This is a genomic window from Enterococcus sp. DIV0712, assembly GCF_050554855.1.
Lineage (GTDB): Bacteria > Bacillota > Bacilli > Lactobacillales > Enterococcaceae > Enterococcus > Enterococcus faecalis.
Map to the genome: position 1 here is coordinate 90,580 of NZ_CP187333.1, position 13,371 is coordinate 103,950.

Below are 13,371 nucleotides of genomic sequence, written 5' to 3' on the forward strand. Positions count from 1 at the left end.
TTTCCATCTTAAGCTAATCAACTGAACAAAAGTAGCTCCTTCTTATTGATATTCTTAGGTAACCCTTCATCTCAGTTTAGCCTTTGAACAGAACTTACTGGGTTCTTGGAGATAACCGCTTGTGCCTAAGCCTTTGTTTTTCGATGCTATCTTTAGGTATTTTGGCTAAAATATTGTACACTTTACATGTGCAAGAAATTTAGTTAGAGATATGAGGATAGAATGATGAAAAAGATGATGGTTTTATACAACGAAACTTCAGGAAGTAGTGAAAGTAAAGAGATTGCAGAACGCTTTAAAAAAGCTGCAGAAGCGAGAGGGGAAGCGGTTATTTTGCAACCTTCCAATCCAGACATTGATCCTGAAGAAATGCGGAAAAATGCCCAAGAAAATCAAGTGGGTGTCTTGGTCGTTATTGGTGGTGACGGGACCATTCATCATGCCGTTCAAAATTTTAAAGACACCATTCGTGACTATCAAATAGGGATTATTCCAGGTGGAACAGTCAATAATTTTGCACGTGTGTTAAGTATTCCTTTGAAAGAAGAAGACGCCTTTGAGACCATTTTGGCAGGACAGACCACGCCAGTTGACTTTGGGATGGTAAATCAAGATGTGATGATTTCGACCTTAACAATTGGACTATTAGCGGACACAGCAGCAAATGTGACCCAACAGGAGAAACAAAAATATGGTCCTTTAGCCTTTACAAAGCAATTTTTCCGCTTATTAATGAAAAAGAAAAAATACAAACTAAAAATTGATGGCGATGAAAGACGTTGGCATGGCAAAGCCCAATTATTAACGATGACCATGACGAATTCTGCTGGCGGCTTTACCAATTTCGATGCCAATGCCACGCCAGATGACGGCGAAGTCCACATTATCATTTTACCTAAGTTAGTTTTTTACAAGTTTGTCTATTATTTACCTAAAATTATCAGAGGACAATTAAATGAAATTCCTGGTGTCGTGTATTTCTCTGGGAGTCAATTTAAAATTAGTGGCGAAAAAGACAAGAAAGTCCAAACACGAACAGATGGCGACCCTACCGATGATTTACCGATTAAAGTAACGGTGGAAGCTGGGGGACTCAACGTGTTTGTTCCTGAAACGTCCACATCTACGAAAGAATAAAAGAAACAACTGTTATTTTTTCGTGGAATAGATTTCTCATTTTGTGTACAATAGAACAGAAGAGAGGCAGTTGAGTGAACAGTGAAATGGGATGAATATGTTGATATATTCGATACAGATGTCGTTTCTAAAATTATTATTTTAAGAAACTTGCCAATTAATGAAGGCTGGATTGACATCAATGAGTTAGCAGAAGAATTACAATTAAACAAAAAATCAGTCAAAAAATACGTAGAACTTCTAAAAGATGACATTACGTATTATGCTGTGGATAATGATGCTTCTTTGGCTTTTGAAAAGGGGCATGGCTATCGCTTGAACTTGGCGTCCAGTCAAGCATTCCAGAAACTTTATACAGCAATTTTTCGGGATAGTTTAACTTATCAAGTAATGGAAGATTTATTCTGGGGTCGATTTAATGGAATTGTGCCAGCGACAGCAAAGTATCATACCAGTGATGCCACGATTCGGCGCTTGCTCAAAGGGTTTACAGAAATTTTAGCGCCATTGGGGTTAGTGATTAATAAAAGCACCTGGAAAATTGAAGGCAATGAAGCGTATTTGCGCCATTTTGCTTACACTATTTTTATGGACTTAATCCGTGATACTTGGCCTTTTGACTATATACAAGAAACGGAAGTCGCACAAACTGTCCAAAAAATGATGGCTTTTTTCAACGTAGAAGTTGCGGAAACGGTGACACGCCGAGTTAAATATATGGTCGCTATCTCAAAAGTCCGGAGTGCGCAAGGCGCCGAATATCGACCTTCAGCCGAGCAAGAAACTTATTTAGAAGGTAATAAACATTACCAAGCCTTTATAGAAGAGATGACAGCTACAACCCTTTTCCTTAACAAAAACGATTTAACTTTTGTGTACTTTTTCTTGTTAGCCAATGACCAATTTTATCAAGATGAAGCCACTGCACAAGCAATTTTAGCGCATTTTGATGAGACTGAAGCGCCTGTTTACATGTTGACTCATTTAGTCCAACATTTCTTATTAGAAGAAATACACATGACGCCGCAATTGGAGAAAATTCGTCCGCAAATTTTTTATTATTTGTTTGCTACACATTTATTTGCCGAACTTTACTATGTCCAAAATGTGAAAATGTATAATGTCTTTTGGAATAAAGTCAAAGAAAAATATCCAGTTCTTTTAGAAGAATTAAGCCAAGGCTTAAATCAACTTTACGAACAAACAGGCAATGAATTATTTACAAATAAAGAATTTTTGGCTTTGCGTTATTCTAGTGTTTTGGCGCTTTCTAATGATTTAATTCATCGTGAACAAAAAATTGTTTTAGGGTTAAAATCAGGCTTGCCAGTACTGGAAGAAGAACGGGTGAAACTTTCGATTGAAAATAATTTTCGTCGGTTTTATGCATTGGAAGTCTTACGATACAGTGAAGCAAGCAAAGAAGAATGGCAAAATATTGATTTACTATTAGTGACTTCTTTGGCAGATGTAGAAACGGGCCATCCAGAGATCTTTTTACTTTCAAGTGAGTTAACGTTTGAGCAATATAATCGTTTGAACCAAAAAATAGTAAAAATTAACGAGAAAAGAACCACGTCACTTTAATAAAAAATCAAAAAAATGGGCTTTTTTGAGGTATATGTCCGATAAATTGTAAAAAAATTTTTCTAAAAAGTAAAAAAAGACAAGAAGAAAACGTCAATAAGTAGGTAATCAACACCTACTTATTGACGTTTTCTCGTTGTTTTTTAATAAATACTGCGTCAATTCTTCTGGAAATTATGTCAAAAAGGTACTTTTTTTGCTTTTTTTATCGTAAATAATAGATGATTAGCTATTGATAGTAAAGGAACTACTACTTTTTTTAACAGTCAGTTAAAAAATATTGAGGGTTCTCACAAGAATTTTTCTATATAATAGAAAGAGCAAGGGAAGGAAGGCGGGATAGAATGAAAAAACGGATGGAACAAATTGAAGAAATCTTAAGTTGTGAAGAAAATAGTGCCGGTGTTCGATTAAAGGAGTTGGTTGAGGCCTTAGAATTAGAAGTCACAAATCAAAACTTGTTAAAGGTAACAAGTATCTTACATATGAATCCAAAATTCAAAAAAATTTATGCATACGAAGACAGTCGTGTTATTACGCTGTATCAACTTTTACAAAATAAGCCGTTGGAAGTAACGGAATGAAAAGAGGAAAACACATGAAGAAAACAATACTTATTCTTCTAATTGGTTTATTGACGGTGGTTGGTCTACCAATGGTGACTGAAGCGGCTGAACCAGTTGATGCAACAGATGCAACAATTTTTGGTGCGCAAGCGATGGTACCTAATAGCACAGAGGATCAAACAGAGAAGTTACAGACATTACTGAGTCAGACAGCAAAGGAAGGACGGGCATTATTTTTACCACAGGGAAGTTATGCTCTGTCAAAAGATATTGCGATTTCTTCAAATTATCAATTAATTGGCGATACAACAGGAGCCACTATTTTACATAATGCTACAGGTACACCGATTCAACTAACAGACACAACGTACGGGACGAAAACCAATGTACGACTTCAAAATATTGCTTTTGACGGCATCAATGTGACCTTAAAATTGACGAATCAATTAACGCTAGCAAACAATATCTTTTATAATCCATTAAAAGGATTCGTGGTCAATTTAAATGCAGATATTGGCGTTAAAATTTCAGGTAATATTTTCATGCGAGACACAGCACATATGCAGCCAGGGATTGATTTTAACCGAGCGATTTACATTGGTGGTTATTCAACACCAAGTCGCTTCCAGTATATGTCAGATGTAGACATCGTGGACAATTTATTTGGGTTAAAAGTGACGGAATTAGATGCGATTAAAAGCACCAGTCGTTCAGACTTAGCAGCAACTATTACACGTTTACAAACAGCCATTGAAGCAGGTGCTATTTCAGTACCTAATGAACAAAATTATCTATCCACCGGGGTTAATTCTTTTAATATGTTGAAGGATGTAACTGTCCAACATAATTTTTTCTATTCACCCTATGACAATGAAAACTTAAACGGCTTAGGTGGCGATCATGCGATTTATTTCCGTGGTGCCCAAAATATCACGGTGGTGGGGAATCACTTACGTGGACTACAAAATGGTCCAGCTGGCGGATTTAAGTTTAAATCAGGCCGTAATATTACGATTATGAATAATTATTTGCGAAATACAGGTCTCATTATGTATGGAACACCAGAGATTGGTTTGGCAGAAACGCAAGCAGAGGGTGCTATCTCAGAACTCTCTAACTGGTTAGTGGCTAATAACATTTTTGATTGGAAGTATTGGAACAATCAATATGCAATTGGAATGGAATACAATCGACATACAGGAAATAACAATGTGTTCAATGGCGTATTTATCAACAATCAGTTTGTTAACTACCACAATATTCCACAAAACCGACGTCGGGAATTGTTAATCGCTAGTGGCGGTGGTTTCCGACCAGAAACGAGTTTTGTGAAAGACAATACTCGAGATGATGGCCTTAAAAACGGCCAATTATTGGTAGAAAATTGGACAGAGGCGGACTATCGCTTAATGCCAGCAACATGGGAATCGTTAATTTCACCAACACTTTATGAGCAATATAAAAATACGCCAATTCCGGTTAGAAATACTTTAGCAACCCCTGTGGCTACAACGATTGTGCAAGGACAATCAATCGATCCGCAGCAACTGGTTGCTAATACAAATGACGCGGATGAAGCAGTCCCAGCCGCTAAAATCGTCAATCCAGAGGTCTTAAATGAAATCGGCCAACAAAAAGTGACTGTTCAATTAACTTATGAAACAGGGTCATTGGTAACAGTGAACGTACCGGTGACGGTAGAGGCCCCTGCAAAAAAGCTTGATTTGTCCCAGCTACAAACCGTTTATGCTTCGATTGGTGAAGCAAACCAATATACAGTTTACTCTTGGCAGCTATTCACTGCCATTGGGCCTAAAACGATTGTTCCTTCCTATTATCAGCAGGCGGCACAATTGTTAGCAGAAGGTCAGGAGAGTCAGGACAAAACCCAAGAACAAGTGGATCAGTTAACAAGTAATTTGCAATCTGCAATGAAAGTATTAGTCAAAAAAGCCGATATCACGCTAGAGCGTGCAGAAGCAGAAACTGAACTTGCAAGCGTCCATAAATTAGATGAATCTGTATATACCACAGACTCTTGGCAAGCCATGCAAGAAGCCTTAATAGATACAACAACTGGCGAAGGAAGCTCTAAGCAGTTACAACAACTGCTTGCTTGGTCAGATGAAGAATTATTAGAGCCAACACTTGGTGGCTTTAAAACGCCTGCAGATGCACAAAAGCGTATTAACCAATTAACACAAACCATAAAAACGGCGTTACTTCTGTTAGTTGAAAAATCAACAGAGACAACTAGTAACACAAGCGAAAGCAGCACCTCAAGCACGACAAGTGAAACCAGTAATACCAGCGAAAGCAGCACGCCAAGTACAACTAGCGAAACCAGTAATACCAGCGAAAGCAGCACCTCAAGCACGACAAGTGAGAGTAGTAATACCAGCGAAAGTAGTACCTCAAGCACGACAAGTGAAAGCAGTAGTACCAGCGAAAGCAGCACGCCAAGCACGACAAGTGAGAGCAGTAGTACCAGCGAAAGCAGCACCTCAAGCACAACCAGTGAAAGCAGTAGTACCAGCGAAAGCAGCACGCCAAGCACGACAAGTGAGAGCAGTAGTACGAGTGAAAGCAGCACGCCAAGCACGACAAGTGAGAGCAGTAGTACGAGTGAAAGCAGCACGCCAAGCACGACAAGTGAGAGCAGTAGTACGAGTGAAAGCAACACGCAAAGCACAACCAGCGAAAGCAGTAGTACCAGCGAAAGTAGTACCTCAAGTGAAACAAGCAATACAAATGAAAGCAACACACCAAGTACAACCAGTAAAACCAGTAGTACCAGCGAAAGCAGTACTTCAAGTACGACCAGCGCAACCAACAATACAAGTGAGAGTAGCACCCCAAGCACTGTAAACGAAAGCAGCCAAAACAAAGGCCAGAATTCTGTCATTTACGCGGTAGAGTCTAATCAAGATCCTAATGACGCTCAAAGTAATTCAAAGCCCTCTGCCAAGGCTAGTCAAACAAAGGAATCAGTAGCAGAAAACCAAGCAACTAAACAGATACAGACAAATAAAGAATCGTCAGGAACAGTCAAAAAAGCGGATAATACGACCAAAATTGCCAAGAAAAAATTCCCCAAAACAGGGGAACAATCTTCAGCAGTTGGGAGCTTCCTAGGCCTGAGCTTTTTATCGTTAGCCATAGCAACCTATTGTTTTAAAGTGAAAAGATAACTCTTTAAAAACGGATAAGTAAACATCCTGAAACAAGAAATAGGACTTGTTTCAGGATGTTTTCATATAAAATTAAAAGAACTACGGTTTTTAGTGAAAAAATACACAAAAGTACTTGAATTTCTGTGATATAAGGGTAAAGTAAAGGAGGACAAAAAACAAAGGAAGTGAAATGTTTGTATACACCAGATGAAATTTTAAGTATTAGTATTGAAAATGGTCAGAAAAAAATTCAAAAGCCTTTGGTAGCAAAACTCATTTTAGGATTTATCGGCGGGGCTATGATTTCCCTCGGCTATTTGGCTTATGTGCGTGTTTCCGCCTCTATTCCAGCAGATTTAGCCAGTGTTCAAGCTTTAGTGGGAGCTGCGGTTTTCCCAATTGGTCTAATTGTTATTTTAATGGCTGGTGGTGAGTTAATCACAGGAAATATGATGGCAGTGAGTACGGCTTGGTTTGCTAAAAAGGTCTCTTTCAGAGAATTACTCGTGAACTGGGTCACAATTACATTGGCAAATATGGTTGGCGCCCTATTTGTTGCCTATTTTTTTGGTCATTATTTAGGTTTAACCAGTAGCGGCGCCTATTTAAATCAGGTTCTTTCTCTTGCAGAACATAAAGTTGCAGCAACTTGGCTTCAAGCAATTATTTCAGGTATTGGCTGTAACTGGTTCGTAGGTCTGGCCTTATGGCTTTGTTATGGTGCGAAAGATGCAGCGGGGAAACTATTAGGCATCTGGTTTCCAGTAATGATTTTTGTTGCAATTGGCTTTCAGCATAGTGTGGCGAATGCATTCATCATTCCAGCCGCAATTTTTGAAGGCGGCGTTCAGTGGGGAGACTTTTTCCGTAATTTTATTTTTGTTTATTTAGGTAATATCATTGGTGGTGCCATTTTTGTTTCTGGCTTTTACTATTTAAGCTATCGCAAACATTAAATCCATTTAGCAGATAAAAACCTACACAAAGGCTAAATGCCTTTGTGCAGGTTTTTTCTTTTTAAACAAAAAGGAAAACGGTTGAAAAATTATTGCTAGATTTTTAAAACAATGTTACATTAATGTTACAAAAAGATTTCTGGAGGTAACGAAAAATGAAAAAAATTGCTTTGTTCAGTATGTTAACGTTCAGTGTATTGTCTTTAAGTCTAGCAGGATGTGGAAACAAAAAAACAGCAAGCACAAATGATTCTAAGCCAAAGCAAGAAACAAAGAAAGCCACGCAGAAATCCTCTAGCCAACAAGAAATGAAAAGTAGTCATTCGTCTGTCACGGGTCAAAATTCTAATGTGACAGGGGAAAATCCGTCAGAAAATGCCACGCAGCCTTCTGCAGGAACTGATGAAACGAATGAAGTCCCTCAAAACCAAGCACCTGATACAAACATTACAATTACCAATGTTGTTTTCAATCCTGAAAGAAATGAAATTAATGGTACTACATTACCTAATGCAACCATTACAGCAACGGTAGTCGGTGATGCTTCTGCACAAGCAGGTGTTTTTTATGCGGATGCCAATGGCAATTTTACAGTAATTAGTCCCAGAGCGGGAGCGACTACTCAATTAATCGCAACCGTTGATCAACGGAATAGTGCACCTGTCCAAATTGATATTCCAAGTTCAGGACAAGAAGCAGCGCTTTCTTTTAGCAATATTACGATTGATCCGAAACAAGGGACAATTTCTGGTAAAACAGCACCGAATGCAACTATTTTAGTGTCACGTGCAGATGATGCGCGGGTGATTTTAGCAAGTTTTACTGCGGATGCCCAAGGAAATTTCACAGCCAGTAATTTAGTTCCCGGCACAAAAAATCGCTTAGACGTTACGTTAAATGGAGAAATAGGGACACCTTACTTGTTTGATTTACCAAATTAAAATAGAAGAGAAGTGATCAAAGCCACCAACGCTAGTTAGCGTTGGTGGCTTTGATGTTTTAAGCTTCTTCTTTTTTATGATTGCGGATATGTAAATAGATGGTATTTTTTGAAATACCTAATCGATCGGCAATCTTTATGACAGAATCTTTGAGATTAAAAATTCCTTGATCATATAAACGAATAACAATTTCTTTATTTTGATTCAAATGTGATACATTTGGATCGCTTTCTACTGCTTGTTTTACTTTTGTCAGTGAAGTAGTGATTAATTCGTCAATATTGTCAGAAAAATGTTCAGAATTTTTAAGCTCTTGGGACATATCATTTTGTTGTCCTGAAGGTAATAAGTCTTGCAAGTAATCAATTAATGGCATTTCTAAATGCATATTGATACAGATCAATCCAATAATACGATCATTTTCACCGATAACTGGAATGGTGGAAGATTTTAAAATAACCCCTTTTTGATTTTTATTGTAGTAGGGTTTCACAGCGTAATCATGTTCCGACTCTACTTGACTTAACATTTTTAACGCCATATCAGTAATGGGGGCACCTTCCTTGCGGTTACTGAAATGGCCATTGATGACTTTGATAGCTGAACTTTCCAAATTTTCTAAACTATGAAGAATGACTTCATGGGTACTACCAAAGAAGTTCCCTAATCCATCAAGCATTAAGGCATGTGAATGTAAGATTTGTTTATCTACTTCACTTAAACGTAAATATGACTCCAAGTGATATCCTCCCCTACACTGAAATTAATTTTAGTGTAATACTTTTTTAATGGAAAAGCAATAAGATTCTTTACGTTAAAAAAATACATTGACTAAACTTTTGTTTAGTCGTATACTCTGAATGTGGAATGAAATTTTTGTTACTCATTGTACTTTAGTTCATCGGAATGCTCGTTCATTCTTTCACTTGTTGAGCAATAAAAATTTTATTCAGGAGTACCATCCGTTATAAAAAAATATAGTTGGAGGCAAAGAAATGAAAACGTTATCAGGAATCTTGATGTTAGTCTTAGTTTTATGTGGCATGTCCCTATTCTCTTTTAAAGCACCGCGAGGGAAAAAATCTTTAAGTGCTTTGTCTGGTGCAGCTTGTGCCACCTTTCTACCAGAGGCGTTTTTGCGGTATGCAGTAGGCGGCGTTTTTCATTTAGATTATGTGTCGCAAATTGGTGAAACTATGGGTAGTCTAGGTGGTTTAGCAGCTGGAGCTCTTGTGCCGCTCGCTTTCGGGATTAGTCCAGTTTTTTCAATTATTTTAGGTCTGTCATTGATTAAAGTCAGCTTGTTACCAGCCTTTATTACCGCATATCTTTTATCTTTTGTTGTTGAGCAGATGCAAAAACGTATTCCAGAAGGGATTGACTTATTAGTCGTTATTTTAGTCATTCCAGTCGCTGCTTCGTTAGTTGCTGGTTTTATTCAACCCGTTGTATTAGGTGTCCTAGAAGTTATTGGGGGCACGATTTTAAGTGCAGTAGATGGCAATCCATATGTGATGGGCGCAATTTTAGGTGCTATTATCCCGATTGTTGGTATGACACCGTTAAGTTCAATGGTTTTAACTGCCTTGATTGGTTTGACTGGTGTACCAATGGCTGTCGGTGCGTTGACTTGTTACGGCAGTTCCATTGTCAATGCGGCGCTATTTAAAAAGTTAAAACTAGGCACAGCTTCAACCCCGTTAGCTGTGGCAATTGAGCCATTAACACAAGTCGATATCATCAGCTCCAATCCAATTCCTATTTACGCAACGAATTTATTTTCAGGAATGGTTAGTGGTATTGTAGTGACTTTCTTTGGCTTAAAAGTACCTGTGACAGGAATGGCAACGCCGTGGGCTGGTTTACTTGTGACATTAGGTAACAATGCCATTCAAACGACTTTACTAGCAGTAGCGATTATCACAGTGGTCAGTCTGATGTTTGGATTTTTAGGTGCGCTGGTCTTTAAACGTTACAGAATTGAAGCGGTGGATAATACACCAGAATTTGAAGGAACGACGGAAGTAACCAGTGAAAAAGAAAAAGAAGCAGTAAAAACCAAAGGAGGAGTTACGTATGAACACAGCTATGGCCATCAATAAACCTAAAAAAGTGAACAAAGTAATGAACTACAAAAGTTGTTTTGACATTATCGGTCCTATTATGATTGGTCCTTCTAGTTCGCATACAGCTGGGGCCTTAGCGATTGGCTTAGCGGCAAGAAAGTTATTCGGCGGAACGCCAGAAAAAATTGTGATTAAATACTATGAATCTTTTGCAGACACGCATAAAGGACATGGAACTGATTTTGCAATTATTGGCGGAATTCTTGGACTAGCAGCAGATGATGCCAACGTAACACAATCCATTGAACTTGCGGAAGAACAAGGAATCGAGATTCAATTTTTAGAAATGAGTGAAGAAAGTCCAGTGAAGCATGCTAATACAGCATGTGTGACACTCAGTGATGCAACGCACGAAATTCATTTAACAGGAATTTCTGTAGGTGGCGGCACTATCGAGGTGAAATACATTGAATTAGACGGTTTCAATGTCCAACTACATGGTCCTTTACCTATTTTGTTAGTCATTAATCAAGAAGAGCAGGCGATGCAAGCTTTTAAAGATACGTTACAAAAAAATAATATTCAAGTGAATGCGGTGTCTCGTTATGTGGAAGGGAATCAAATTTTATTCATCTTTGACTTAGATTCGGCACCAATTTCCTCGGTGAAAGAACAACTGTTTTCACTAGATGACACATCGAAAATAATCTTATTATGATAGGAGTTTGACATATGTATCTTTCGATTGAAGAATTTATCGATAAAGCTGAAAAAACAGGAAAAAAAATCTCTGATTTAATGATTGAGCAAGAAATGGAACGTAGCCAAAAAAGCTATGAAGAAATTTGGACACAGATGGGTCAAAATTTGGATGTCATGGATGCTGCTGTCAAACGCTCGCAAGAAGGAGCAGGCGTTTTTTCTCCTACTGGTTTAACGGGCGGTGATGCAGCGCGTTTAAAAAAATACCGCGCAGCTGGCAAAACGTTATCAGGTGATTTAATGATGTCTGCAGTTCAAGCCGCACTAGGTACTAATGAAGTCAATGCAGCAATGGGCGTTGTTTGCGCAACGCCAACTGCTGGTGCAAGTGGCACCTTACCAGGGGTTTTAACAGCGATTAAAAATACCTTGAATTTAACGCGTGATCAACAAATTCGTTTCTTGTTTACCAGTTCTTTATTTGGGATGGTCACAGCCAACAATGCGATGATTGCTGGTGCTGTTGGTGGATGTCAAGCCGAAGTAGGCAGTGCTTCAGCGATGGCCGCCGCTGCAGCTGTTGAAGCGGCTGGCGGAACACCACGCCAATCTTCTGAAGCTTTTGCTATGGCTTTAGGGAATTTATTAGGTTTAGTTTGTGACCCAGTGGCTGGGTTAGTCGAAATTCCTTGTGTCAAACGAAATACAGTAGGTGCAGGCAATGCGTTAATCGCTGCAGATATGGCTTTAGCTGGAATTGTAAATAAAATACCAGCAGATGAAGTGGTGGAAGCCATGAATAAAGTCGGCCGTCAATTACCACGAGAATTGAGAGAAACGGGTTTAGGTGGCTTAGCTGGCACAGCGACTGGCCAACGAATGAAGAATGAGATTTTTGAAAAAGTAAAATTCACCATTGTTTAAAATTTAATCATGAAGAGGGAAATAAGATGCTGGATATGAAAAAAATTCGCCAAAATGTAGAAGTGGTACAGAAAAAGTTAAAAACACGTGGTGTGGACGAGGAAGTTTTATTACGCTTTTTGGCTTTAGATGAAGAACGGAGAGCGTTACTTGTTAAAGTTGAAGAACTGAAAAAACACCGTAATCAGGTATCAGGAGAAATTGCACAATTAAAGCGTGCACAAAAAGATGCTTCACAACAATTACTAAATATGCAAGAAGTTAGCGAGCAAATTAAAGTTTTAGACCAAGAAGTTGTTCATTTGCAAGAACAATGCACAGCAATTGCAGAACGTCTGCCTAACTTACCTCATGAGAGCGTACCTGTTGGCGCAGACGAAGCCGCCAACGTAGAAGTTCGGCGGTGGAGTACGCCGAAAACTTTTTCATTTGAACCGAAACCACATTGGGAAATCGGTGAAGCCTTAGGAATTTTAGATTTTGAAAGAGGCGCGAAAGTATCTGGTAGCCGTTTTCTTTATTACAAAGGCTTAGGGGCTCGTTTAGAACGAGCGGTCTATAATTTTATGTTAGATCAACATGTTAATGAACATGGTTATACCGAGGTGATTCCTCCTTATTTGGTCAATAGCAAAGCAATGTTTGGCACTGGTCAGTTTCCTAAGTTCAAAGAAGATGTCTTCCAAGTTGCAGAAAGTGATTTGACGCTGATCCCCACAGCGGAAGTCCCATTAACTAACTACTATAATAATGAAATTTTAGATGCGCAAGAGTTACCGATTTATTTCACTGCTTTAAGTCCTTCTTTTCGCTCGGAAGCGGGTAGTGCAGGTCGTGATACCCGAGGATTAATTCGTTTACACCAGTTCCATAAAGTAGAAATGGTTAAATTTAGTGATGCAGAACACTCCTATGAAGAATTAGAAAAAATGACCAACAATGCTGGAGACATTTTAGAAAAATTGGGCCTCCCTTATCGAGTGATTACTCTTTCGACAGGTGACATGGGCTTCTCGGCAGCGAAAACCTATGATTTAGAAGTTTGGATTCCGGCACAGAAAACGTATCGAGAAATTAGTTCTTGTTCAAACTGTGAAGACTTCCAAGCACGTCGGGCGTTGATTCGTTATCGTGATAAAACGGGTCATGTTCAATATGCCCATACTCTTAATGGATCAGGACTTGCTGTTGGTCGAACAGTGGCTGCCATTTTGGAAAATTATCAAAATGAAGATGGTACCGTAACGATTCCAGAAGTTCTACGTCCTTATATGGGTGGTTTAACGAAAATAGATTAAAAAAGAAGGTTGATGTCACAA

General features: G+C 38.6%; 11 protein-coding genes. 10 read left to right on the plus strand and 1 reads right to left on the minus strand.

Features of this window, described 5'->3' with window-relative positions; genetic code table 11:
* Positions 1 to 222: 222 nt before the first annotated feature.
* From IGL42_RS00375 to IGL42_RS00400, 6 genes are all read left to right on the plus strand, one after another.
* Positions 223 to 1,137: a diacylglycerol/lipid kinase family protein gene (locus IGL42_RS00375; RefSeq protein ID WP_010710964.1), complete on the plus strand. Its 915-nt coding sequence runs from the start codon at positions 223 to 225 to the stop codon at positions 1,135 to 1,137.
* Positions 1,138 to 1,218: 81 nt separating this feature from the next.
* Positions 1,219 to 2,724 (plus strand): helix-turn-helix domain-containing protein, encoded by a 1,506-nt coding sequence (locus IGL42_RS00380; RefSeq protein WP_002356114.1) that lies wholly within the window; start codon positions 1,219 to 1,221, stop codon positions 2,722 to 2,724.
* 344 nt (positions 2,725 to 3,068) lie between these two features.
* Positions 3,069 to 3,308: a hypothetical protein gene (locus tag IGL42_RS00385; RefSeq protein WP_002356115.1), complete on the plus strand. Its 240-nt coding sequence runs from the start codon at positions 3,069 to 3,071 to the stop codon at positions 3,306 to 3,308.
* On the plus strand, positions 3,305 to 6,481 hold the full coding sequence (locus IGL42_RS00390; protein WP_164546524.1) for a glycosyl hydrolase family 28-related protein: 3,177 nt from the start codon (positions 3,305 to 3,307) through the stop codon (positions 6,479 to 6,481). Before IGL42_RS00385 ends, IGL42_RS00390 begins: the two co-directional genes overlap by 4 nt.
* 176 nt (positions 6,482 to 6,657) lie before the next feature.
* Positions 6,658 to 7,419: a formate/nitrite transporter family protein gene (locus IGL42_RS00395; RefSeq protein ID WP_002389593.1), complete on the plus strand. Its 762-nt coding sequence runs from the start codon at positions 6,658 to 6,660 to the stop codon at positions 7,417 to 7,419.
* A 155-nt stretch (positions 7,420 to 7,574) separates the two neighbouring features.
* Entirely contained in the window at positions 7,575 to 8,360 is a 786-nt protein-coding gene (locus tag IGL42_RS00400; protein ID WP_002356118.1) for a lipoprotein, read from the plus strand.
* Positions 8,361 to 8,418: 58 nt separating this feature from the next.
* Here IGL42_RS00400 and IGL42_RS00405 read toward each other — a convergent pair whose 3' ends face one another.
* Positions 8,419 to 9,039 (minus strand): helix-turn-helix transcriptional regulator, encoded by a 621-nt coding sequence (locus IGL42_RS00405; protein ID WP_002383467.1) that lies wholly within the window; start codon positions 9,037 to 9,039, stop codon positions 8,419 to 8,421.
* Between the two features lie 316 nt (positions 9,040 to 9,355).
* On the opposite strand from IGL42_RS00405, the gene IGL42_RS00410 reads away from it, so the two are divergent.
* From IGL42_RS00410 to serS, 4 genes are read left to right on the plus strand one after another with little or no spacing between them, the layout of a single operon-like run.
* Positions 9,356 to 10,462 carry a PTS sugar transporter subunit IIC gene (locus tag IGL42_RS00410; RefSeq protein ID WP_002383466.1) on the plus strand — a complete coding sequence of 369 codons (1,107 nt, stop codon included), beginning with the start codon at positions 9,356 to 9,358 and terminating at the stop codon, positions 10,460 to 10,462.
* The gene (gene sdaAB / locus IGL42_RS00415) at positions 10,449 to 11,144 is read left to right on the plus strand and encodes an L-serine ammonia-lyase, iron-sulfur-dependent subunit beta (RefSeq protein WP_002387470.1); all 696 of its coding nucleotides are present in this window, start codon (positions 10,449 to 10,451) and stop codon (positions 11,142 to 11,144) included. Before IGL42_RS00410 ends, sdaAB begins: the two co-directional genes overlap by 14 nt.
* Positions 11,145 to 11,158: 14 nt before the next feature.
* Positions 11,159 to 12,052, plus strand: a complete 894-nt coding sequence (gene sdaAA, locus IGL42_RS00420; RefSeq protein ID WP_002356122.1) for an L-serine ammonia-lyase, iron-sulfur-dependent, subunit alpha — start codon at positions 11,159 to 11,161, stop codon at positions 12,050 to 12,052.
* Between the two features lie 26 nt (positions 12,053 to 12,078).
* Positions 12,079 to 13,350: a serine--tRNA ligase gene (gene serS, locus IGL42_RS00425; RefSeq protein WP_002356123.1), complete on the plus strand. Its 1,272-nt coding sequence runs from the start codon at positions 12,079 to 12,081 to the stop codon at positions 13,348 to 13,350.
* The last annotated feature ends 21 nt before the right edge of the window (positions 13,351 to 13,371 follow it).